This is a genomic window from Rhodococcus sp. TAF43 (assembly GCF_052113525.1).
GTDB lineage: Bacteria > Actinomycetota > Actinomycetes > Mycobacteriales > Mycobacteriaceae > Prescottella.
Window position 1 is genome coordinate 59,749 of the sequence record NZ_JBFRDL010000006.1, and the last position, 21,552, is coordinate 81,300.

At 68.7% G+C, this 21,552-nt stretch carries 25 protein-coding genes; 14 read left to right on the forward strand and 11 right to left on the reverse strand.

Translation table 11 applies throughout. The features are described 5' to 3' along the window. Positions 1-386: 386 nt before the first annotated feature. Entirely contained in the window at positions 387-1,058 is a 672-nt protein-coding gene (locus AB4Z09_RS06085) for a TetR/AcrR family transcriptional regulator (protein WP_114721958.1), read from the forward strand. 77 nt (positions 1,059-1,135) lie between these two features. On the opposite strand, the gene AB4Z09_RS06090 is transcribed toward AB4Z09_RS06085, so the two are convergent. After that, positions 1,136-1,369 carry a DUF3107 domain-containing protein gene (locus tag AB4Z09_RS06090; protein ID WP_174911900.1) on the reverse strand — a complete coding sequence of 78 codons (234 nt, stop codon included), beginning with the start codon at positions 1,367-1,369 and terminating at the stop codon, positions 1,136-1,138. Between the two features lie 106 nt (positions 1,370-1,475). Next, positions 1,476-2,156: a ferritin-like fold-containing protein gene (locus AB4Z09_RS06095; RefSeq protein ID WP_114721956.1), complete on the reverse strand. Its 681-nt coding sequence runs from the start codon at positions 2,154-2,156 to the stop codon at positions 1,476-1,478. A 382-nt stretch (positions 2,157-2,538) separates the two neighbouring features. Here AB4Z09_RS06095 and AB4Z09_RS06100 point away from each other — a divergent pair, with 382 nt between their 5' ends. From AB4Z09_RS06100 to AB4Z09_RS06115, 4 genes are read left to right on the forward strand one after another with little or no spacing between them, the layout of a single operon-like run. Next, positions 2,539-4,182, forward strand: coding sequence for a DEAD/DEAH box helicase (locus tag AB4Z09_RS06100; RefSeq protein WP_442239366.1), 1,644 nt, complete (start codon positions 2,539-2,541; stop codon positions 4,180-4,182). Positions 4,183-4,203: 21 nt separating this feature from the next. Continuing rightward, positions 4,204-5,418 carry an Rv3212 family protein gene (locus AB4Z09_RS06105; protein WP_174911906.1) on the forward strand — a complete coding sequence of 405 codons (1,215 nt, stop codon included), beginning with the start codon at positions 4,204-4,206 and terminating at the stop codon, positions 5,416-5,418. 50 nt (positions 5,419-5,468) lie between these two features. After that, positions 5,469-6,293, forward strand: a complete 825-nt coding sequence (locus AB4Z09_RS06110; RefSeq protein WP_174911908.1) for an SDR family oxidoreductase — start codon at positions 5,469-5,471, stop codon at positions 6,291-6,293. A gap of 46 nt (positions 6,294-6,339) precedes the next feature. Further along, positions 6,340-7,575 carry an amidohydrolase gene (locus AB4Z09_RS06115; RefSeq protein WP_174911911.1) on the forward strand — a complete coding sequence of 412 codons (1,236 nt, stop codon included), beginning with the start codon at positions 6,340-6,342 and terminating at the stop codon, positions 7,573-7,575. Positions 7,576-7,587: 12 nt separating this feature from the next. Here AB4Z09_RS06115 and AB4Z09_RS06120 read toward each other — a convergent pair whose 3' ends face one another. Next, the gene (locus tag AB4Z09_RS06120; protein WP_114721951.1) at positions 7,588-8,391 is read right to left on the reverse strand and encodes a ParA family protein; all 804 of its coding nucleotides are present in this window, start codon (positions 8,389-8,391) and stop codon (positions 7,588-7,590) included. Positions 8,392-8,446: 55 nt separating this feature from the next. Here AB4Z09_RS06120 and AB4Z09_RS06125 point away from each other — a divergent pair, with 55 nt between their 5' ends. Together AB4Z09_RS06125 and AB4Z09_RS06130 are read left to right on the forward strand one after the other, a co-directional pair. Beyond that, positions 8,447-9,061 (forward strand): acid phosphatase, encoded by a 615-nt coding sequence (locus AB4Z09_RS06125; RefSeq protein WP_114721950.1) that lies wholly within the window; start codon positions 8,447-8,449, stop codon positions 9,059-9,061. Between the two features lie 26 nt (positions 9,062-9,087). Next, entirely contained in the window at positions 9,088-9,582 is a 495-nt protein-coding gene (locus tag AB4Z09_RS06130; protein ID WP_174914873.1) for a GNAT family N-acetyltransferase, read from the forward strand. 9 nt (positions 9,583-9,591) lie between these two features. On the opposite strand, the gene AB4Z09_RS06135 is transcribed toward AB4Z09_RS06130, so the two are convergent. Then, positions 9,592-10,008: a hypothetical protein gene (locus tag AB4Z09_RS06135; protein ID WP_114721949.1), complete on the reverse strand. Its 417-nt coding sequence runs from the start codon at positions 10,006-10,008 to the stop codon at positions 9,592-9,594. 46 nt (positions 10,009-10,054) lie between these two features. Here AB4Z09_RS06135 and AB4Z09_RS06140 point away from each other — a divergent pair, with 46 nt between their 5' ends. Then, entirely contained in the window at positions 10,055-11,011 is a 957-nt protein-coding gene (locus AB4Z09_RS06140; protein ID WP_174911913.1) for a diacylglycerol/lipid kinase family protein, read from the forward strand. 340 nt (positions 11,012-11,351) lie between these two features. Continuing rightward, the gene (locus AB4Z09_RS06145; RefSeq protein ID WP_031937408.1) at positions 11,352-11,606 is read left to right on the forward strand and encodes a WhiB family transcriptional regulator; all 255 of its coding nucleotides are present in this window, start codon (positions 11,352-11,354) and stop codon (positions 11,604-11,606) included. 111 nt (positions 11,607-11,717) lie between these two features. Here AB4Z09_RS06145 and AB4Z09_RS06150 read toward each other — a convergent pair whose 3' ends face one another. Both AB4Z09_RS06150 and AB4Z09_RS06155 read right to left on the reverse strand, forming a co-directional pair. Continuing rightward, complete coding sequence (locus tag AB4Z09_RS06150; RefSeq protein ID WP_174911916.1) at positions 11,718-13,238, reverse strand: sensor histidine kinase; 1,521 nt, start codon at positions 13,236-13,238, stop codon at positions 11,718-11,720. Positions 13,239-13,266: 28 nt separating this feature from the next. Continuing rightward, a complete protein-coding gene (locus AB4Z09_RS06155; RefSeq protein WP_174914874.1) occupies positions 13,267-13,518 on the reverse strand; it encodes a biotin/lipoyl-binding carrier protein in 252 nt (83 codons plus the stop codon). 72 nt (positions 13,519-13,590) lie between these two features. On the opposite strand from AB4Z09_RS06155, the gene AB4Z09_RS06160 reads away from it, so the two are divergent. Further along, positions 13,591-13,665 carry a 50S ribosomal protein bL37 gene (locus tag AB4Z09_RS06160; protein WP_022597109.1) on the forward strand — a complete coding sequence of 25 codons (75 nt, stop codon included), beginning with the start codon at positions 13,591-13,593 and terminating at the stop codon, positions 13,663-13,665. Positions 13,666-13,751: 86 nt separating this feature from the next. On the opposite strand, the gene rsrA is transcribed toward AB4Z09_RS06160, so the two are convergent. Both rsrA and AB4Z09_RS06170 read right to left on the reverse strand, forming a co-directional pair. After that, entirely contained in the window at positions 13,752-14,051 is a 300-nt protein-coding gene (gene rsrA, locus AB4Z09_RS06165; protein ID WP_114721945.1) for a mycothiol system anti-sigma-R factor, read from the reverse strand. Beyond that, positions 14,048-14,833: a sigma-70 family RNA polymerase sigma factor gene (locus AB4Z09_RS06170; protein ID WP_397484709.1), complete on the reverse strand. Its 786-nt coding sequence runs from the start codon at positions 14,831-14,833 to the stop codon at positions 14,048-14,050. Before AB4Z09_RS06170 ends, rsrA begins: the two co-directional genes overlap by 4 nt. Before the next feature lie 120 nt (positions 14,834-14,953). Here AB4Z09_RS06170 and ybaK point away from each other — a divergent pair, with 120 nt between their 5' ends. Next, entirely contained in the window at positions 14,954-15,448 is a 495-nt protein-coding gene (gene ybaK, locus AB4Z09_RS06175) for a Cys-tRNA(Pro) deacylase (protein ID WP_114721944.1), read from the forward strand. 69 nt (positions 15,449-15,517) lie between these two features. Further along, entirely contained in the window at positions 15,518-16,537 is a 1,020-nt protein-coding gene (locus tag AB4Z09_RS06180; protein ID WP_441346779.1) for an LLM class flavin-dependent oxidoreductase, read from the forward strand. On the opposite strand, the gene AB4Z09_RS06185 is transcribed toward AB4Z09_RS06180, so the two are convergent. Then, positions 16,524-17,282: an SOS response-associated peptidase gene (locus AB4Z09_RS06185; RefSeq protein ID WP_114721942.1), complete on the reverse strand. Its 759-nt coding sequence runs from the start codon at positions 17,280-17,282 to the stop codon at positions 16,524-16,526. The genes AB4Z09_RS06180 and AB4Z09_RS06185 overlap by 14 nt on opposite strands. 105 nt (positions 17,283-17,387) lie before the next feature. Here AB4Z09_RS06185 and aroA point away from each other — a divergent pair, with 105 nt between their 5' ends. Together aroA and rsgA are read left to right on the forward strand one after the other, a co-directional pair. Next, complete coding sequence (gene aroA / locus AB4Z09_RS06190) at positions 17,388-18,728, forward strand: 3-phosphoshikimate 1-carboxyvinyltransferase (RefSeq protein WP_174911924.1); 1,341 nt, start codon at positions 17,388-17,390, stop codon at positions 18,726-18,728. Continuing rightward, positions 18,662-19,717: a ribosome small subunit-dependent GTPase A gene (rsgA, locus tag AB4Z09_RS06195; RefSeq protein WP_441346829.1), complete on the forward strand. Its 1,056-nt coding sequence runs from the start codon at positions 18,662-18,664 to the stop codon at positions 19,715-19,717. Before aroA ends, rsgA begins: the two co-directional genes overlap by 67 nt. Before the next feature lie 7 nt (positions 19,718-19,724). Here the strand turns inward: rsgA and AB4Z09_RS06200 are convergent, their stop codons facing one another. Together AB4Z09_RS06200 and AB4Z09_RS06205 are read right to left on the reverse strand one after the other, a co-directional pair. Continuing rightward, a complete protein-coding gene (locus AB4Z09_RS06200; RefSeq protein WP_174911927.1) occupies positions 19,725-20,114 on the reverse strand; it encodes an SHOCT domain-containing protein in 390 nt (129 codons plus the stop codon). 155 nt (positions 20,115-20,269) lie between these two features. Further along, positions 20,270-21,508: a fatty acid desaturase family protein gene (locus AB4Z09_RS06205; RefSeq protein ID WP_114721939.1), complete on the reverse strand. Its 1,239-nt coding sequence runs from the start codon at positions 21,506-21,508 to the stop codon at positions 20,270-20,272. Positions 21,509-21,552: the final 44 nt, after the last annotated feature.

Here is a 21,552-nt window from a genome sequence, read left to right on the forward strand (position 1 = left end):
CGGGTCGTCGGACACCTCGGGAACTGTGCCCCCCAGGCGCGGTCCTCCTCGGTCAGTCACCCAGCCAGAATCTCACAGTCCGCCGAGCGGTTCACCCGGTGCGCCTGAATCCGCGGGCTCCCCTCGCGCCGCGGTGCTCGGCGTGGGATCCTGGAATACTCATCACCAGGAGCGCCGCCGATGGCCTGTCGCCGGCCGATCAGGGTCCATCGACGCACCGCCGAGTGACCGTCAGTCACCGTGGACGACGACTCGGTACGACAACTCAGTACAGCGAATGCGGCCGAGAACCGTCCGGGTATCGTTCAAATGATTTATCTTGCCCCGAGGCGTTCGTGAAGTCGGACACCGAACGAACTGGGCTCTTTGTGCAGATTGGGAGCGACATGACTGAACTCGCGGATCGGACACACTCCGATCGCGCCGCCACGACCGCAAACGGTCAGGGCACCCGCCGCAGCACCCGCCTACCCCGGGATGCGCGGCGCCTTCAGTTGCTCGCGGCCGCCAGCGAGGTCTTCGTCAGCCGTGGCTATCACGCCGCCGGGATGGACGAGATCGCCGAGTGTGCCGGAGTGAGCAAGCCGGTGCTGTACCAGCACTTCCCGGGCAAGCTCGAGCTGTACGTCGCGGTGCTGCAAAGCTACGTCGACAGTCTCATCTCGGGTGTGCGCCAGGCGCTGCGGTCCACGACGGACAACAAGCAGCGAGTGCGCGCGGCGGTCCAGGCGTTCTTCGATTTCGTCGACAACGACTCCCAGGGCTTCCGCCTGGTCTTCGAGTCCGACCTGATGGGCGAGCCGCAGGTGGCACGCCGCGTCGAGCAGGCCACCGAGGCATGTGTCGATGCGGTGTTCGACCTGGTGGCGCACGACTCCGGGCTCGACCCCTACCGGGCCCGCATCCTGGCGGTCGGCCTGGTCGGGACCAGCCAGTTCACGGCCCGGTACTGGCTCGAGGCCGCGCGCCCCATTCCGAAGGAGGAGGCCGTCGACACGACGGTCGCGCTCGCGTGGGGCGGTCTGTCGCACGTGCCGCTGCACGCCGAGTCCAAGTAACCGGGACCGGCACTTCCGATCACACACGAAGGGCGCGCAGTCGAGATGACTGCGCGCCCTTCGTGTGTGTCTCGGTTCTAGCTCGTAGCCGCGAAGCCGACCTTGCGACTGTCCGACGGGCCGATCTCCACGTAGGTGATCCGTCCCGCCTGCACCAGGAACTTGCGTCCCTTGTCGTCGACGAGCGCGAGAACACCGTCAGCCTTGCCGGCGACCGCGTCCTTCACGAGCGCCTCCACCTCGTCGGGCGACTGGGCGCTGTTGACGACGAGCTCACGCGGGCTGTCAGTTACACCGATCTTGACCTCCACGGTCAACCTCCGAACTCTCCGAGCGCTTTCAGCTGTCTCGGCCAGATTAGTGCAGCACCGACCGGTCCAGCCCGCTGCGGCGCTGTGCTGTCAGCGAACAGTCGCCTCAGTGCAGGCCCAGCACCGCCATGCGCTCGGAATGCTTGGCCTGCATGTTGTCGAACAGCGCGGCCACACCGTTGAGGCTGCCGGTCGCGTTCATCACCAGGTCGGTCAGTTCCTCGCGCTGGGCCAGCACGAACTGTGCCTGCGTGATCGCCTCGCCGAGCAACCGCCGACCCCACAGCATCAGGCGATCCTTCTCGGTCTTGCTCGCCGTGACCGCCGCCCGCACTTCCTGCACGACGAACTCGGAGTGCCCCACCTCGGCGAGGACCTCGCGGACGATGCCGCCGACCGCGGGGTCGAGGGAGTGCGCGATCTCACGGTAGAAGTCGGCGGCGATACCGTCACCGACATATGCCTTGACCAGCGACTCCAGCCACGTCGACGGGTCGGTCGACGCGTGGTATGCGTCGAGGGCGCGCACGAACGGATCCATCGCCGCGTAGATCTCGAGGCCGCGATCGGTCAGCGCCGCCTGGAGGGTCTCGAAGTGTGCCATCTCGGCCGCGGCCATGCTCGCGAAGGCCACCCGCCCCTGCAGCGTGGGCGCCATCTGGGCGTCCTCCGCAAGTCGGTAGAACGCGGAGATCTCACCGTAGGCGAGAACCGCGAACAGTTCGCCCACACCGGGGTGATCGGCGGCAATGGTCGGCACGGACGACGTGGACGAATCGGCTCCCATGACGCCACAGCCTAATCCGTGCGTCCGGCTCAGCTTCCCTGACGGGACACGCCGAGAATCGTGATCTGCGCCATGCATGTGCGGGGTTCCTTCGCCCCGGCCGCTACAATTGCCACGGGAGACCGTTATTTCCGCCGCAGTTCCGCGTTTCGGGGCCGACGATCCGAACTCGATTTCGTACGCGATCCGGACTGATTCGCACGCGGCTCGGACACGGACTCCTGTAGATAATGTGCGCGCACCTGATCGACGGCGCCCGCCGCGTCTCGCCGAGATCGACACCGATCTCCGCGCTGAGACGAGGGCCTGCAACACGGCCGGGGCACCGATACAAGAGGGCACCGACATCGGCCGACTTACGGCCTGGCCCCTTACCTCGTGCGTGCGTGCCGATACGAGGAAGGCCAGTTCCCTGAGCAAGATCACGATCGACCACGAAGACGACGCAACCGAGACCACCCTGTCCGCGCAGCTGGACGAGACGCACACCCCGCCGACCTTCGGCGAGCTCGGCGTCCGGGACGAGATCGTCAAGGCGCTCGCCGAGATCGGCATCGAGCGCACCTTCGCCATCCAGGAGCTCACGCTCCCCCTCGCCCTCGCCGGCGACGACCTCATCGGTCAGGCCCGCACCGGTATGGGTAAGACCTTCGGCTTCGGCGTCCCGCTGCTGCACCGGGTGGCCACCACCGATTCCGGCACCACCCCCCTCGACGGCACCCCCCGCGCGCTCGTGATCGTGCCGACGCGCGAGCTGTGCATCCAGGTCACCCAGGACCTCGAGAACGCGGCCAAGTACCTCAAGGCCGGCAAGAAGCCGCTCCAGGTCCTCTCGATCTACGGCGGTCGCCCCTATGAGCAGCAGATCGACGCGCTCCGCAAGGGCGTCGACGTCATCGTCGGCACCCCGGGCCGTCTGCTGGACCTCGCCAACCAGGGCCACCTGATTCTCGGCAAGGTCGGCGTCCTGGTCCTCGACGAGGCCGACGAGATGCTCGACCTGGGCTTCCTCCCCGACATCGAGCGCATCCTCGGTATGGTCCCGGACAAGCGTCAGACCATGCTGTTCTCGGCCACCATGCCGGGTCCGATCATCACGCTCGCCCGCACGTTCCTCACCCAGCCCACGCACATCCGCGCCGAGGAGCCGGAGTCGTCCGCGGTGCACGAGCGCACCAGTCAGCACATCTACCGCGCCCACGCGCTGGACAAGGCCGAGATGGTCGCCCGCGTGCTGCAGGCCGAGGGCCGCGGCGCGACGATGATCTTCACTCGCACCAAGCGCACCGCGCAGAAGGTCGCGGACGACCTGAACGAGCGCGGCTTCAACGTCGGCGCCGTCCACGGCGACCTCGGCCAGATCGCCCGCGAGAAGGCCCTCAAGGCCTTCCGCAGCGGCAAGGTGGACGTGCTCGTCGCGACCGATGTCGCGGCCCGCGGTATCGACATCGACGACGTCACCCACGTCATCAACTACCAGTGCCCCGAGGACGAGAAGACCTACGTGCACCGCATCGGCCGCACCGGGCGCGCGGGCCGCACCGGTACCGCGATCACGCTGGTGGACTGGGACGACATCCCCCGCTGGCAGCTGATCGACAAGGCACTCGATCTCGGTGTCGCCGAGCCCGTCGAGACCTACTCGAGCTCCCCGCACCTGTACGAGGAGCTGGGGATCCCGACTGACGCCAAGGGCACGATCCGCAAGCCGCGGGCCGAGCGCGCCGAGTCGGCCGAGAAGCCCGCGCGTGCGGCCGCCGACGGTGAGAAGTCCGAGAAGTCGGATGCCCCCAAGCGCACCCGCAGCCGTCGCCGTACGCGCGCCGGCAAGGCCACCGACGGTTCCGCAGCGGCCGCCGAGAAGTCGACCGAGGGCAACGAGACCGCGTCGACGAGTGCGCCCACCGCGGGACCGGCGTCCGACGACGCCGCCGCACCCCGTCGTCGTCGTCGTCGCCGCACGTCCGCAGGAACCGACGGCCAGACCGGCGCGGAGCCGGTGAGCGTCTCGGCAGCAGCCGAGTAGGCCCGAGGTAGTCTGCCACCTGTGCTGGCACCCGAGCGTCGTACTCGTCTGGACGTCGCCGTCGCCGCGATCATCGCGATCGTCGTCGCGATCGCCGCGGCGGTGATCTGGATCCGGAGCGACGCTCGGGGTACCACCTCCATCACCTCGGATACCCCTGCGGCAGAGGTCGATACGGCCCTGTCGCCGCCGGAGTCGCTCGACGAGATCTGGCGAGCGGACAGCCCCGAGACCACCGCTCCCCTCGTCTCGGCCGGAGTCGTCGCGACCGCGGACGGCGGGACCGTCACCGGCCGCGACCGGCTGACCGGCGCCGAGCTGTGGCGGTACCAGCGGGACATGCCACTGTGCGGTGCGATCGGCGCATGGAACACCGTGGTCGCGGTCTATCGCGATCAGCGTGGCTGCAGCCAGGTCACCCAGCTCGACGGGGCGACCGGCGAACGGAAGGCACAGCGCTCGAGCGATGCCGACGACGAGGTGACGCTGTCCTACGACGGCACCTACGTCGTCTCCCGAGGCTCCGAGCGGATGGAACTGTGGCGCTCGGACCTGGTGCGCACCCTCGAGTTCGGACGGGTCGACGCGCCCATCAATCCCGGCAAGCAGCCGCACCCCGGCTGCGAACTGCGCTCCGCCGCGGCCGGCGGTACCCGGGTCTCGGTGCTGATGGACTGCCCGGGCGAGGCCGCCGACCGGCTCAGCGTCCTCGACGCAGCCCCCAAGGACAATCAGGAGCCCCAGGAGTTCGGGACGATCCTGCTCACCGGGCCCGGCTCCGACTCGCCGGGCGCCCGCCTCATCGCGGCGTCGGGCGATCACACCGCGGTGTATCTGCCTGCCGGCCCGGTCAGCGGCCCCCGCTACGCCGTTCACGACGGCACCGGAAACGAAGTCGCGTCCTACCCTGTCACCGGTGAGGTGAGCCCACATGCCACGGCCGCGCGCAACGGTTCGGTGTTCACGTGGTGGACGGGCTCGGAACTGATCGCCCTGTCCACCAGCGAACTCGCGCCCCGCTGGACGTTTCCCGGGGCGCTGGGTCCCGGCGCGATCATGGCGGGTTCGCTCCTGGTCCCCGTGCCCGGGGGGATCGCGGTGCTCGATCCGGCCACCGGTGTGGAGCAGCGGCGGATTCCGGTGACCCGCGACAGCGACGCCGTCCCCATCGCGACCGCTGTCGTCGGCGACGTCGTCCTGGAACAACGCGGCGGCGAGGTCGTCGCGCTCCGCTGACCCCCACCGATTCCCGCACCCCCTCGGGTGCAACATGTTCTAATTCCGGGATGTCGAACATCGTCGTCACCGGCGCGGCCTCGGGCATCGGCGCCGCCACGGTCAACCTCCTGCGCACCTCCGGACACGACGTCGTCGGGGTGGATCTGGCGGGCACCGAGATCACCGCGGACCTGTCCACCCGCGACGGGCGGACGCAGGCCGCGGCAGCTGTCGTCGAGGCCACCGGCGGGGTCCTCGACGCCGCGGTGTGCTGCGCGGGCCGCGGCCCGCTGTCGTCCTACACCGGCGGAGAGTTGGTGGCGGTCAACTACTTCGGTGTCGTCGACTTCCTGAACGAGCTGCGTCCGGTCCTCGCGCGCGCCGAGCGGTCGTACGCCGTCGCGATCTCGTCGAGCAGCACCAGCACGCAACCCGGCATCCCCGAGCACATCGTGGCGTCCTGCCTGGCCGGGGCCGAGGACGAGGCCGTCGCGCTCGGCGACGAGGTGGGCGCCATCCCCGCCTACCCGGCATCGAAGCTCGCGTTGGCACGGTGGGTGCGGCGCCAGGCGGTGACGCCGGAGTGGATCGGCTCGGGCATCCGTCTCAACGCCGTCGCTCCGGGCATGATCGACACCCCGATGACGTCCGGTCCCGACCTCGACCCGGAACTGGCGAAGGCCCTGGACTTCTATCCGGTCCCGATCGGACGTCGCGGGCGCCCCGAGGAGATCGCCGCCCTGATCTCATTCCTGGTGGGCGACACCGCGTCCCTGCTGTGCGGCAGCGTCCTGTTCGCCGACGGCGGCACGGACGCGCTACTGCGGCAGGCCGATTGGCCGGCGGTCTGGGAGCCGACACCCGAGGATCTGACCCGCCACTTCGCGCGCTGACCTACGCTGGTGGTCGGCACCGTCCCCGACCGAGCGAGGTTGCGTGATGACCGGACCCGACACCTCCCACACCGCGCCGTGGCTGGCAGACTTCTACCGCGACCTGCACCGGCACCCGGAACTGTCGTTTGCGGAGACCCGGACCGCGGACCGGATCGCGACGAAGCTCGGCGAATTGGGCATCGACACCACGACCGGGGTCGGCGGGACCGGGGTCGTGGGCATGATCCGCAACGGCGACGGCCCCACCGCCTTGCTGCGGGCCGACATGGATGCGCTGCCGGTCGAGGAGAAGACCGGACTGCCCTACGCCAGCACGGTCCGCGCGACCGACCCCGACGGCCGGGAGGTCCCCGTCGCGCACGCGTGCGGACACGACATGCACGTGACCTGCCTGCTCGGGGCACTGGAAGTGCTGGTGAACGAACAGGATTCGTGGTCCGGCACGGTAATGGCGGTGTTCCAGCCCGCCGAGGAACTCGGCTCCGGGTCGCAGGCGATGGTCGACGACAGCCTGTTCGAGCGGTTCGGCACCCCTGACGTCGTGCTCGGCCAGCACATCGCACCCCTGCCCGCCGGGATGCTCGCGGCCCACCCGGGCCCCGCGTTCGCCGGCGCGGACTCGCTGCGGGTCCTGCTACACGGCACCGGCTCACACGGGTCGATGCCCCAAGAGTCCGTCGACCCGGTTGTCATGGCGGCCGCAACGGTCCTGCGCCTGCAGACCGTGGTCTCGCGCACGGTGGCGCCGACCGACACGGTCGTGGTCACGGTCGGTTCGCTCCAGGCCGGCACCAAGGCGAACGTGATTCCCGACGACGCCGAACTGAAACTCAACATCCGCACATACGACCCGGACGTACGCACCCGGGTCCTCGACTCGATCACCCGGATCGTCGAGGCGGAGGCGGCGGCGTCGAACGCGCCGAAGAAGCCCGAGATCTCCCCGATCGATTCGTTTCCCGTCCTGGTCAACGATGGCGACGCCGTCGCCCGAACGACGGCCGCCTTCCGCCGCCGGTTCGGCGACGACAAGGTGACCGATCCCGGCGCGGGGGCGGCGAGCGAGGACGTCGGCGTCTTCGCGACCGCGTCGGGCGCCCCGATCTGTTACTGGATTCTCGGCGGCGCGGACCCCGCGATCTTCGCGAAGGCCGCCGCGGCGGGCACCACCCCTGTCCTGCCGCCCAACCACTCGCCGTACTACGCACCGGTGATCGAACCGACGATCACGATGGGCGTCTCGGCCCTCGTGACTGCCGCCCGGGACTGGCTGGACTGACCCGGCAGCGGGTCAGGCAGTCCCCTCGTACGGCGAGAACGTCACCAACTCGGCGCCCCCGGACCAGTGCGCCGAAAGATGATGCGCCAGTTCGCGATACGCCTCCGCACCCTTGTTCTTTCGGCCCGCGAGCACCGTCGAGCCCGACGCCGATGCCTCCGCGAATCGGACTGTCCGCGGGATGGGCGGCGCGAGCACCGGAAGGTCGTAGCGGTCCGAGACGTCGGAGAGCACGTCCCGACTGTGCGTGGTGCGGGCGTCGTACAGCGTCGGCAGCGCGCCCAGCAGTACGAGGTCGGGGTTGGTGATCTGCTGGACCTCGGAGACCGTGCGCAGCAACTGTCCGACACCGCGGTGCGCGAGCGTCTCGCACTGCAGCGGCACGAGCACCGACCGGGCGGCCGTGAGCCCGTTGAGGGTGAGTACGCCCAGCGACGGCGGGCAGTCGATGATGACCACGTCGAAGTCGTCGAGGATCGGCGCGAGGGCCCGTTTGAGCGCGAATTCGCGCCCCGGCCGCATCAACAGCAGCGCCTCCGCACCCGCGAGGTCGATCGTCGCGGGCAGCAGCATCACGCCGTCGTCCGTCTCGAGCAGCACATCGCGCACCGACGCGTCCCCCGTGAGCACGTCGTGCACCGAGGTCTCGAGCCGATCGGGGTTGTGCCCCAACGAGAATGTCAGACACCCCTGCGGATCGAGGTCCACGACCAGCACCCGCTGACCGAGGTCCACGAGCGCCGCCCCCAGTGAAGCAACCGTCGTGGTCTTGGCTACCCCACCCTTTTGATTCGCTACAGCCAGTACCGTCGTCACGGCCTAGATCCTTGCCTACTCGAGGCCCGAACGCGAGGGTTCGGCCGCACCCGGCATGATTGGACCCATGACCTCACCCGACCGCCGGCTCGTCCTGTTGCGACACGGTGAGACGGAGTGGGCCCGCCTCGGCCGGCACACGAGCACGACCGAGGTTCCGCTGACCGAACGCGGCGCGGAGCAGGCCCGCGAGGCCGGACCGCAACTCGCCGCCCTGCAACTGCGCGACCCCCTGGTTATCACGAGCCCGCGCCGACGGGCGCACGTCACGGCGGCCCTGGCGGGGCTCACCGAGGACCGCCGGTGGGACGCCCTCACCGAATGGGACTACGGCGAACTCGAGGGCCTCACCACGCCCGAGATCCGCGAACGAATCCCGCACTGGACGGTGTGGACCCACCCGTGCCCGGGCGGCGAAACCCACGAAATGGTCATGTCCCGCGCCGACATGGTGGTGAGCACGTGCGAGGCCGCGCTCGCGGACCGCGACGTGCTGCTGGTGGGGCACGGCCACTTCTTCCGCGCGCTGATCGCCCGGTGGGTCGAACAGCCGGTCGCCGAGGGACGACGGTTCACCCTCTCCCCCGCGGCGCGCACCGTGCTCGGCTACGAACACGGCTTCCGAACGATCCTCACCCACAACGTCACCCCGAGAGAAGGCATGCAGTGAACGCACGAACGAACGTCGGACTGGCCGTGATCCGTCGGGCCACCCCCGACGACGTCGCGGCGATCACCGGGCTGATCTACGAACTCGCCGAGTACGAGAAGGCCCGGCACGAGTGCACGGTGATTCCGGAGCAGATCGAGACGGCCCTCTTCGGACCCGAGCCCGCGGTCTTCTCGCACGTCGTCGAGGTTCCGGGCGACGATGCGCAGGCCCCCACGATCGTCGGGACGGCGCTGTGGTTCCGCAACTTCTCGACCTGGGACGGCGTGCACGGGATCTATCTGGAGGACCTGTACGTCACCCCCGAACACCGTGGCGCGGGGTACGGAAAGGCGCTGCTGGCGACGCTCGCCGACGAATGCGTGGCCAAGGGCTATACGCGGCTGGCCTGGTCGGTGCTGAACTGGAACACACCGTCGATCGGGTTCTACGAGGCGCTGGGTGCGGTGGCGCAGGACGAGTGGACCACGTACCGGCTCAGCGGCGAGGCGCTGGCCGCGCTGGCGACTCAGGCGCCGTAGCGGCCGGGCCTAGTACTCGTCGGGCGCGCCGTATCCCTCGGCCACCCACCGCGACGTGCTGTTCCAGAACAGCAGCACCAGAGCGGCGAGCACCACCGCACCCAACAGGATTCCCCAGACCACCCGGTGCGAGGTGAACACGTACCACGTGACGGGCAGCAACAGCAGCTGCGCCATGACACCGATCGTGCGTCCCCAGCGGTGACCGCCGAGCAGCCCGATACCCGCCGCCAGGACGGCCCCACCGAGAATCGCGAACCACGCGGCCGTGCCGTATCCACTGGTCATGCTCTGGTCGGCGCCCAACAGGCCACGGACGACCAGGACGATCGCGACACCGACTGCGGCACCGCCCTCGAGGGTCACCAGGGCGCCGGCCCCACGGACCGTGGTGGGAGTCGGAGCGGGAGCAGGCTGGTTCGACACGCAGCCAGCCTAGAACACGGGCAGAACCCGGCTAGGCTGATGCCCCGTGCGTGCGCTGCTGATCGTCAATCCCAACGCCACCTCGACCACGCCCGCGGGGCGCGACCTCCTCGCGCACGCGCTGTCGAGCCGGGTGCGGCTGACCGTCGCCCACACCACGCACCGCGGTCATGCCGCGGAACTGGCGGCGCAGGCCCGCACCGACGGCATCGCGCTGATCATCGTGCACGGCGGCGACGGCACCGTGAACGAGGTCGTCAACGGCCTACTCGGCGCGCCCCATCCCCGGACGATGCGGTCCGTTCCCATCGGTCCCATTCCGCTGATCGCCGTCGTCCCGGGCGGCTCGGCCAATGTGTTCGCCCGGTCGCTCGGAATCGCGCCGGACCCCGTGGATGCGACGAACCAACTGATCGATCTGCTCGCTCTGCGCGCGCGGCGAACGATCGGTCTAGGGCACTGYGACAACCGCTGGTTCACGTTCAACGCGGGAATGGGCCTCGACGCCCAGGTGTGCGAAGCGGTGGACAACGGCCGCACGAACGGACAGGCCGTGACGCCGGGACGCTACGTTCGGCACGCCGTCCGCGCGTTCTTCCGCGCCAAGCGTGAGGAGCCGACGCTCACGGTCGAACTTCCCGATCAGGAGCCGATCGACGGCGTGCACTATGCGTTCGTGTCGAACTCGACTCCGTGGACCTATCTGAACAAGCGCGAGGTGCACACGAACCCGGGAACGAGCTTCGAAGCGGGTCTCGGGCTCTTCGCGATGCGGACGACGGGGGTCTTTGCCAGTCTTCGCGTCGTTCGTCAACTACTTTCGGCCGGATTATCGCCGAAATCACATTCATTGATTCGATTCGATGATGTGGCGCAAATCCGTATCCGCGCAACTACACCGATCGGCCTCCAAATGGACGGCGACTATATCGGCATGCGAAGCGACGTGACATTCGTCGCGGTCCCCGATGCGCTCGACGTCATCGCACCGCAGGCGCACTGACTCCACCGCCACCCGCCGGCGATACCCCCGGAGGGCCCGATCCCGCCGATCCCACTGATTCGAACGCCCAATTGAGCCTGATCCAACGCTCGATCAGTCACGATCGGGGACTGAAATGTCCTGATGGGGTGCACAAAGCCCCAGGTGGGTGTACAAAGGATGCGGAGCCGGGCAGGGCAGCCTAACCGAGTGAGCTTCCCCACGGTGCAGTCGATATCTATTGACTTCCCCCGCGTTCGTGAAAGCATTCACAAGTAACAGTGCTGAAACAACCAAGTAAGCACCCATGAACTTGTAAATACATTACGGTGCATGGCGCACCCAGTTAAGGAGTAGAAGGATGGACTGGCGCCACAACGCAATCTGTCGCGACGAGGATCCCGAACTGTTCTTCCCGGTGGGAAACAGTGGCCCGGCTCTCGCGCAGATCGCTGATGCCAAGGTGGTGTGCAACCGGTGCCCCGTGACCGCGGAGTGCCTGTCCTGGGCCCTCGAGTCCGGCCAGGACGCGGGCGTCTGGGGCGGCATGAGCGAGGACGAGCGTCGCGCACTCAAGCGCCGCAACGCCCGCACCCGCGCGCGCACCGCAGTCTAGTCTCGACCGAGACGAAGGCCCGGCACCTACCAGGTGCCGGGCCTTCGTCTTTCGTGGTCCGAACGTAGTACCAGACGGTCGGAGACACAGACAGTCGGAGACTGCGAAACGTCAGAGGCGGTGCGCCCGCCGACCCAGTGGCACCCGGAGCACGGCGTCGGTGCCGCCGCCCGGGCACGGATGCAGCCCCAGCGATCCACCGAGTTCGGCGTCGACCAGCGTCCGCACGATCTGCAGTCCCAGCCGATCGGACTTCTCCAGGCTGAAACCGTCGGGCAGGCCCCGACCGTCGTCGTGGATGACGACGTCGAGCCAGCGGGCCGAACGATCCGCACGCAGGTACACCGTGCCGGACTCGCCGGGCTCGAAGGCGTGCTCGATCGCGTTCTGCACCAATTCGGTCAACACCATCACCAGCGGGGTCGCGCGCTCGGCGGAGAATACGCCGAGACTGCCCTCGCGCTGGATCTTGATCGGCATGTTGACCGACGCGACGTCGGCGAGGATCGGCACGAGGCGATCGACGACCTCGTCGAGGTCGACTTCCTCGTCGACCGACATCGACAGCGTCTCGTGGACCAACGCGATCGACGTCACGCGCCGGACCGACTCGCTGAGCGCCTGTCGCGCCTCCTCGTTGTCGGTGCGGCGGGCCTGCAGGCGCAGCAGCGCGGCGACGGTCTGCAAATTGTTCTTCACGCGATGATGGATCTCGCGGATCGTCGCGTCCTTGCTGAGCAGGGCGCGATCGCGGCGCTTGACCTCGGTGACGTCGCGGATCACGACGGCGGCACCCACCACCTTGCCGTGCGGCTTGAGGACCAGAGCCCGCAGCAACACGGTCGCGCCGCGGGCCTCGATCTCCATCCGGTGTCCGAGGCGGCCGGCGAGTGTTCCGCTGATGTAGTCGGCCACTTCCTGCGACTCGAAGGGGTCGGTGATGAGCGAGTGGGTCGTGGACGCCAGGTCCTGACCCATCAGGTCGCTGTTCAACCCCATGCGGTGGTACGCGGAGAGCGCGTTCGGGCTCGCGTACACGACCCGCCCCTCGGGGTCGAGACGAATGAAGCCGTCTCCCGCGCGGGGGCTCGAGTTGGTGTCCGAGCGCGTCTCGGGATTGGGGAACGTCCCCTCACTGATCATCTGGCACAGGTCTGCGGCGCAGTCCAGGTACGCGATCTCGAGGGGACTCTGGGCGCGCTGCTGCGCAAGATTGGTGTCCCGGCTCAGGACCGCGATGACCTCGCCGCCACAGCGCACCGGAACCGCCTCCCGACGCAACGGGGTGCCGCCGCGCCACGAGTGGTCGACCTCGGTGACGATCTCGCCGTCGACGAGCGCCTTGAGGACCTGGGGATGTTCGGACTCGGAGACCACGGATCCGACGGCATCGTCCGGGAAGGCCGTCGACGCGGTCGTGGGGCGGCACTGCGCGACGCACACGACGGTGCCGGGATCGGCGCCCACCGAGCTGGTCTGGTCGTCGGGCCGCTCGGTCGCCACCCACAGCAGGACGTCGGCGAAGGACAGATCCGCGAGTAGCTGCCATTCGCCCACAACCTGCTGCAGGTGATCGACCGCGCTGCCGGGAAGATCGGTGTGCTCGGCGAGCAGGTCGCTCAGTGTCGACATGTGCCAGGCTCCGAATCGTCTCTCGGGTTCAGCTGATGGTGGCGATCAGGTCGCCCTGCTGGATGACATCGCCGACCTTCACATCGACGGACGTCACCTTGCCGGCCACCTCGGCCAGAACGGGGATTTCCATCTTCATGGACTCGAGAATCACGAGGGTGTCGCCCTCGGTCACCTCTTCGCCTGCACTGACAACGACCTGGTAGACGGTCGAAACCATTTCGGCGCGCACATCTTCTGCCACCTGGCACCTCACTGTTCGTGGACGGTCGCGGACCAGCCAATGGAACCACAGCCAATCACACGTGAAACACTAGGACGAACTCGAGTTCGAACACAGAAGGAGCTACTCATGGGTAAGCGTGGTCGTAAGAAGCGCAGCCGCAAGGGCAACGCCGCCAATCACGGCAAGCGTCCCAACGCCTGAGACGCGTTGACAGACGAATCAGGGGCCGGCAAGCACACCGCTTGCCGGCCCCTGATCCGTTCCGGGCACCGGCCCGGGTCGTTCGTCTAGTCGTCCGACTCGCGGTCGCCGACGAGTTCGGTCCCGGTGATGATCACGGTGCGCCGGATCTCGAACGAGAGCCGCTCCCGCAGCCCGTCCGGGGCGTGCTCGCCCCCACACTTGCGGCCGATCAGGCTCTTGACCTTCTCCTCGATGCCGTACGCCTCGAAACACGCACCGCAGTTCTCCAGATGCCGCTGGATCCTCTCGCGCGAGTTCTCGTCGCACTCGCTGTCGAGCAGCAACCACACATCCGCGATCACCGCCGAGCAATCCAACTGCTCGAATTCGTTCTCCCCGGTCACCGAGTAACCTCCTGCTCCGCTGTTCCGCTGCGCTCGGCGCGGTTGAATCCACGTTCGCGAGCGACGTCCGCGAGGAGGCCGCGCAACTGCTTGCGCCCACGGTGCAGGCGCGACATCACGGTGCCGATCGGCGTGCCCATGATCTCCGCGATCTCCTTGTACGGGAATCCCTCGACGTCGGCGTAGTACACCGCCATGCGGAACTCCTCGGGGAGCTCCTGCAGTGCCGCCTTGATGTCGTCGTCGGGCAGCGCGTCGAGTGCCTCGACCTCCGCCGACCGCAGACCCGTCGACGTGTGTTCGGCCGTCGCGGCGAGCTGCCAGTCGGTGATCTCGTCGGTCGGGTACTGCGCCGGCTGACGCTGCTTCTTGCGGTAGGAGTTGATGTAGGTGTTGGTGAGGATCCGGTACAGCCAGGCCTTGAGGTTCGTTCCGGCCTTGAAGGAACGGAACGCCGAGTAGGCCTTGATGTAGGTCTCCTGTACCAGGTCCTCCGCGTCGGCCGGGTTGCGCGTCATCCGCAGCGCGGCGCCGTACAGCTGATCGAGGAGCGGGAGCGCGTCACGCTCGAACCGCTCGACCAGCGCGGCATCGGACTCTGGACCGTCACCCGCGGGGTCGGTCGGGGTGTCGGGTTCGTTCTCGGGGTCGTGATCGTCGAGCACGCTGATCCCTTCGCTTGCCGTAGGGGTCAAGGCTACCGCCAACCCTGCCGCGATTCCCGGACGCGCCGACTTCGTCGCGGTCTCCGAACGAGCCCGCTCCGCGCACAACACCGCCACCGGCCACTCCCTTCGCTGATGCAGCTTCTCGGCAGGTTTCAACAGCGCGGGGACGCAGTGTGTTCCCGAGTCGTGATCGCGGCGAGATAGCGCGAGACGCGGAGTCCTAGAGTTGTCGCCATGGCCGGAACTTCGACCCCCGCAACCAAGCTGCTCGACAAGGAGAAGGTCGCGCACCGGATCCACAGCTACGACCACGACGCCCGCGCCGCGTCGTTCGGCGACGAGGCCGTCGATTCGCTCGCCGATCATCTCGGGGTGGAGCCCGCGCAGATCTTCAAGACGCTGGTCGTCAAGACCGAGTCCGGAAAACTCGCGGTCGCAGTGCTGCCCGTGCCGTCGAAGCTGTCGTTGAAGGCGGCCGCGGCAGCGGTGGGCGCGGGCAAGGCCGTCATGGCGCCGCAGGCCGACGCCGAACGCTCCACCGGCTACGTCCTCGGCGGCATCTCCCCGCTCGGCCAGCGCAAGCGGCTGCCGACGGTGATCGACGCGTCGGCGCTGACGTGGGATCGGGTGCTGTGCAGTGCGGGCCGCCGTGGCCTCGAGATCGAGGTGGCGCCGCAGGATCTGGTGCGGTTGTCGGGTGCGGTGGTCGCGGAGATAACGGCCGGCTGACGGAATGAGACGGCCTCGCACCGTTGTTCCACCTATGACGTGTCTCCACGAATGAAAGCCGGTGTCCCCGTGACGGTCCCTCTCTCCATTCCCCTCTCGATCCTCGACCTGGCCCAGATCGGCACGGGCGAGACTGCGGGAGACAGCTTCCGGGCCAGCGTCGAGATGGCGCGGAACGCGGAGCGGTGGGGCTACAGCCGCATCTGGTACGCCGAGCACCACAACATGCCATCGATCGCGTCGTCGGCGACGAGCGTGCTGATCGCGCACGTCGCTGCGCACACCGAGCGGATCAGGCTCGGTGCGGGCGGCATCATGCTGCCCAACCATGCGCCGCTGACCATCGCCGAGCAGTTCGGCACGCTCGCCGAGCTGCACCCCGGCCGCATCGACCTGGGCCTGGGCCGCGCGCCGGGCAGCGACCAGCAGACCATGCGGGCGCTGCGCCGCGACCCCGGTTCGGCGGAGTCGTTCCCGCAGGACGTGCTCGAGCTGCAGGGCTACCTGACCGGGCCGTCACGGGTGCCCGGCATCGAGGCGACGCCCGGCAAGGGCACGGAGGTGCCGCTCTACATCCTGGGATCCTCGCTGTTCGGCGCCCGGCTGGCCGCCGCACTGGGCCTGCCGTACGCGTTCGCGTCGCACTTCGCGCCCAACGCCCTGATGGACGCGATCGCGATCTACCGACGCGAATTCAGGCCGTCGGCGCAACTCGCGCAGCCGCACGTGATCGCGGCCGTCAACGTGATCGCCGCGGACACCGACGAGGAGGCGCAGCGGCTGTTCCTCGAGACCAAGCGCAAGCGGGTCGGGCTGTTCGTCGGCCGCGGCCGCACGTTCACGCCGGAGGAGGCCGACATGATCCTCGAGTCGCCCGCCGGTCAGCAGGTGCTCGCGATGGTGCGTTACTCCGCCGTCGGCACCCCGGCCACCGTGCACGACTACCTGGGCCGGTTCGCCGAACAGACCGGCGCGGACGAGCTGATGGTGGTCTCCTCGGCCAGCGAGCGCGATGCCTGGATGCGCTCACTGGAACTGGTCGCCGACGTCACCGATCTCGCATCGCGGCAGCCCATCACAGCAGGCTGATCTGCTCCCCCGCCCGGTCGCCGGTGTCGGGGTCGAGCAGGTCCGGACCGTTGTTGCGGACGCTGTTGACCTTGGTCGAGACCCGACGGATCTCGACGGCCGCGACGGACTCGAGGCTGGGCGCGATCAGGTCGGGGTGACCGAGGCTGTCCGGATCGAGCCAGGCGTCCCAGCGATCGGGCGGCAGGATCAGCGGCATCCGGTCGTGGACGTTCGCGAGCTGGTCGACGGAATCGGTCGTGAGGATCGTGGTGCTCAGCAGCGGCGGCGACTTCGGGGCCTTCGGGTCGTGCCACACCGCCCACAGCCCCGCCATGAACAGCCGCTGCCCGTCGCCGCGGGCCATGTAGTACGGCACCTTCACGGCCTTCCCGTCCGGCGTGGGCTCGGTCTGCCACTCGTACCAGCCGTCCATCGGGACCAGGCAGCGTTTGAACCGCAGCGACGTCTTGAACGCGGCCTTCGTCGCGACGGTCTCGGAGCGGGCGTTGAACAACGGTGCGCCCTTACCCGGCTCGGTCGCGTACGACGGGACCAGACCCCAGCGCATGCGCCGGATCCTCCGGGTCGCCGGACTGTCGGGGTCCTCGCGGTCGTGTCGGGCGACGACGGTGAGCACCTGCGTCGTGGGCGCAACATTGTAGTCGGCGGACTCGGGGCCGTCCGACTCCCCGGTCTCGTTGATCGCGTCGAGCTCCACCGCGAGCGTCGCCGGGTTCGCCGTCGTCGCGTACCTGCCGCACATGTCTGCCGCACTCCTCGTCGCCGTCGACCCTGTCGGGTGTGACCGTCCGCTCCCCATGCTGGCACGGTTGCCACGCGCCGCCCACCCATAGGCGAAGATGGACGGGTGAGTCGTGAGAGCCTGTGGACAGCGCCCCGTGCCGAAGCCCCCGTGGATGCGTCCGTGACGCTGCCCGGATCCAAGTCGATCACCAACCGCGCCCTCATTCTCGCGGCGCTCGCGTCCGGGCCCTCCACGATCACCGGCGCGCTGCGCAGCCGCGACACCGATCTGATGATCCAGGGCCTGCAGGCCCTCGGCGTGTCGATCACCGCGACGCCCGACGCCGCGACCGGCACCACCCTGCGTGTCGTCCCCGGTCCGATGACCGGCGGCAGCATCGACTGCGGCCTCGCCGGCACCGTGATGCGGTTCCTGCCCCCGGTCGCCGCGCTCGCCGCCGGCACGGTCGCGATCGACGGGGACGAGCAGGCCCGCACGCGGCCGCTCGGCACCATCCTCGACGCCCTGCGCGGCCTGGGTGCCGACATCGACGGGGACGCGTTGCCGTTCACCGTCCAGGGCCACAGCGGTCTGCGCGGCGGCACGGTCACGATCGACGCGTCCGGTTCGTCGCAGTTCGTGTCCGGCCTGCTGCTGTCGGCTGCCCGCTTCGACGAGGGCGTCACCGTCCGCCACCAGGGCGGTCCGCTGCCGTCGATGCCGCACATCGACATGACCGTCGAGATGCTGTGTGAGGCCGGCGTGACCGTGCTGACGCCCGGCGAGAGCGGCGACGCCCACACGTGGAAGGTACTGCCGGGCACGGTCGATCCGGTGGACTGGGTGATCGAGCCCGACCTGTCCAACGCGACGCCGTTCCTCGCCGCGGCCGCCGTCACCGGCGGCACCGTGCGGGTGCCGTTGTGGCCGTCGCGCACCACCCAGCCGGGTGACGCGATCCGCGGCATCCTCACCGACATGGGCGCTGAGGTGAGCCTCTCGGAAGGCACCGCCGGCGTCCTCACCGTGACCGGCCCGAAGTCGTTGCGCGGCATCGACATCGACCTGCACGACATCGGCGAACTCACCCCCACGGTCGCGGCCCTCGCCGCGCTCGCGGACGGCCCGTCGGTGCTGCGCGGCATCGCGCACCTGCGTGGCCACGAGACGGACCGACTGGCCGCGCTGGCCACCGAGATCAACAAGCTCGGCGGTGCGGTCACCGAGACCGACGACGGCCTGCGCATCGAGCCCCGGCCGCTGCACGGCGCCCAGTGGCATTCGTACGCGGACCACCGGATGGCCACGGCAGGCGCGATCGTCGGACTCGTGGTCGACGACGTCCGTATCGAGGACGTGGGCACCACCGCGAAGACCCTGCCCGGCTTCGAGAACCTCTGGGCCGCAATGCTGGACGCGGCACAATCGACGTCGGGGTCCGCCGAGCAGGGAGCACTGTCCTGAGCCGCCGGCAGTACGACGAGTCCGACGTCCGGATCCGCCCGGGCAAGGGCACCCGCCCGCGGACCAAGACCCGGCCGGAGCACGCCAGCGCCGAGGAAGCCATGGTGGTCTCCGTCGACCGCGGCCGGTGGGGATGCGTGCTCGACGGCGATCCGGACCGGCCGGTGGTCACGATGCGGGCCCGCGAACTGGGCCGCACGCCGATCGTCGTCGGCGATCAGGTGAGCGTCGTCGGCGACCTGTCGGGCAAGCCGGACACCCTCGCCCGCATCGTGCGCGTGGCCGAACGCAAGACCGTCCTGCGGCGCACTGCCGACGACACCGACCCGTACGAGCGGATCGTCGTCGCGAACGCGGCGCAGCTGCTGATCGTTGTCGCGCTGGCCGATCCGCCGCCGCGCACCGGTTTCGTCGAGCGGGCTCTCGTCGCCGCGTACGTCGGCGGCCTGAAACCGATCCTGTGCCTCACCAAGAGCGACCTGGCCACGCCCGACGAGTTCGCCGCGACGTTCGCCGACCTGGACATCCCGGTCGTCGTGGCCGGGCGGGACGATCCGATCGAACCGGTGACGGAGATCCTCACGGGCAAGGTGACGGCGCTCATCGGTCACTCCGGCGTCGGGAAGTCGACCATGGTCAATCGCCTCGTCCCGGACGCGGATCGGGCGACGGGCGTCGTGTCCGGCGTCGGCAAGGGCCGGCACACGTCGACGCAGTCGGTGGCGCTGCCCCTGCCCAGCGGCGGCTGGGTGGTCGACACCCCCGGCATCCGGTCGTTCGGCCTCGCGCACATCTCCCCCGAGAACGTCGTCAGCGCGTTCACCGATCTCGCGGCCGCCGCCGAGGACTGCCCTCGCGGCTGCACCCACCTGGGTCCCCCGGCCGACCCCGAATGCACGCTGGACAAGCTCACCGGCAAGTCCGCGGGCCGCGTCGAGGCGGTGCGCCACCTGCTCGTCGCGCTGATGACGAACGAGTCCTGGGCTTGAGAAGCGCCTACGACGCCGACGCCCCCTGCGCCCGCGCCGCGAGGACGCGGTACTCGTCCTCGGTGATGGCCCCGGAGTCGAGGAGCGACCGCGCCGTGGCCAGCTGCTCGTCCGTCGATGTCCCGGCCACATCCCTGATGTACTCGGTCTCGGCCTGCAGGTACTGCCGTTCGGCCACTGCCGCGCGCTCCGCCATGGCCGGGCCCCGAACGATCAGGTACACGCAGGCCGCGATGACCGGCAGGACGAACAGCAGGAATACCCACAGCGCCTTCGTCCATCCCGACATGCGATGGTCCCGAAACAGGTCGGCGAAGATCATGAAGAGAACCATCAGGTACGCCGCGAACGCGAAACATGCGAAGACCAGCCAGAAGTAGTCCCAGAATGAGTCCATTGTCCGCTCCGTTCACGAGACGATGTCGAACAGGCTCTCCGTCACCACTCTCCCACCGCGGGTGACCCACGGTCCAGGAAACGGTCCACAATACCGCTGTGGCCCGCACCGATTCGGTGCGGGCCACAGCGGTAGTCCGGGTCGGAGAGCGATCTCTAGCGCGACAGCAGCGCGCGCAGGCCGCGACGCTTCCTCGACGCCTTGATGGCCGAGTGCAGTCCGCGACGGCGACCGGTGAGCGGGTCGACGGTGGGGACGGCGTTGCCGCCGAACTTGCGCTCCGACGCCGTCTCGGGCGCGTCATCGGACGTGTCCTTGAGGTACTTGTTCGGCAGCGACAGCTTGGCGATGGTGCGCCACGACTTGAGGTACTGCACCGGCAGCGGGCCGGTGGTGTACGGGAGGTCGTACTTCTCGCACAGCGCCCGCACCTTGACCGCGATCTCGGCGTACCGGTTGGACGGCAGGTCCGGGTAGATGTGGTGCTCGATCTGGTAGCTGAGGTTGCCGGTCATGAAGTCCATGACGGGACCGCCGGAGATGTTGGCGCTGCCGAGCATCTGCCGCAGGTACCACTCGGCCTTCGTCTCCTTGTCGACGTCGGCCTTCGTGAACTTCTCGGCGCCGTCAGGGAAGTGCCCGCAGAAGATCACCGCGTTGGTCCACAGGTTGCGGATGACGCCGGCCGTGAGGTTCGCGGTGAGGGTCGTCTTCCATGCCTTCCCGGTGAGGGCCGGGTAGATCACGTAGTCCTTGACGGCCTGCTTGGCGATCTTGGCGCCGACCTCTTTCGCGTTCCGCTTGGTGAGCTCGCGGTCGTCGCGTCCGGCCGCGACCTTCCCGAGCTCGAGCAGCTGGATCGCGATGCCGTACTCGAACAGGAGCGCGAGGATCGCGTTGTACGCGAGGTTGCCGTAGTTGAACGGCTTCCAGCGCTGGTCACGGGTGACGCGCAGCAGGCCGTAGCCCACGTCGTCGTCCATGCCCAGGATGTTCGTGTACTTGTGGTGCAGGTAGTTGTGGGTCTGCTTCCAGTGCGCCGACGGGTCGGCGTTGTCCCACTCCCAGCTCGAGGAGTGGACTTCCGGATCGTTCATCCAGTCCCACTGCCCGTGCATCACGTTGTGCCCGAGCTCCATGTTCTCGATGATCTTCGCGACGCCCAGCATGCCGGCACCGAGCACCCACAGGGGACGCTTGCGGCTGCCGAACAACACTGCGCGCCCGCCGATCTCGAGTCCACGCTGCAGTCGGATGGTATTACGGATGTAGCGCGCATCGCGCTCGCCACGGGAGTCCTCGACATCGCGACGGATCGCGTCGAGTTCGCGACCGAGCGCCTCGACGTCCGCATCCGTCAGATGCGCGTACTCCTTGATGTCGGTAATCGCCACGAGGCCTACCGTACCGTAAGTTACGAGACCGTAGGTTAACGCGA

Bases quoted from the DNA above. Each gene is read 5' to 3' on its own strand.
- AB4Z09_RS06115 (WP_174911911.1), top strand. From the start codon at position 6,340: ATGACCGGACCCGACACCTCCCACACCGCGCCGTGGCTGGCAGACTTC.
- AB4Z09_RS06110 (WP_174911908.1), top strand. From the start codon at position 5,469: ATGTCGAACATCGTCGTCACCGGCGCGGCCTCGGGCATCGGCGCCGCC.
- AB4Z09_RS06200 (WP_174911927.1), bottom strand. From the start codon at position 20,114: ATGGACTCATTCTGGGACTACTTCTGGCTGGTCTTCGCATGTTTCGCG.
- AB4Z09_RS06125 (WP_114721950.1), top strand. From the start codon at position 8,447: ATGATTGGACCCATGACCTCACCCGACCGCCGGCTCGTCCTGTTGCGA.
- AB4Z09_RS06185 (WP_114721942.1), bottom strand. From the start codon at position 17,282: ATGTGCGGCAGGTACGCGACGACGGCGAACCCGGCGACGCTCGCGGTG.
- AB4Z09_RS06085 (WP_114721958.1), top strand. From the start codon at position 387: ATGACTGAACTCGCGGATCGGACACACTCCGATCGCGCCGCCACGACC.
- AB4Z09_RS06145 (WP_031937408.1), top strand. From the start codon at position 11,352: ATGGACTGGCGCCACAACGCAATCTGTCGCGACGAGGATCCCGAACTG.
- AB4Z09_RS06095 (WP_114721956.1), bottom strand. From the start codon at position 2,156: ATGGGAGCCGATTCGTCCACGTCGTCCGTGCCGACCATTGCCGCCGAT.
- AB4Z09_RS06150 (WP_174911916.1), bottom strand. From the start codon at position 13,238: ATGTCGACACTGAGCGACCTGCTCGCCGAGCACACCGATCTTCCCGGC.
- ybaK (WP_114721944.1), top strand. From the start codon at position 14,954: ATGGCCGGAACTTCGACCCCCGCAACCAAGCTGCTCGACAAGGAGAAG.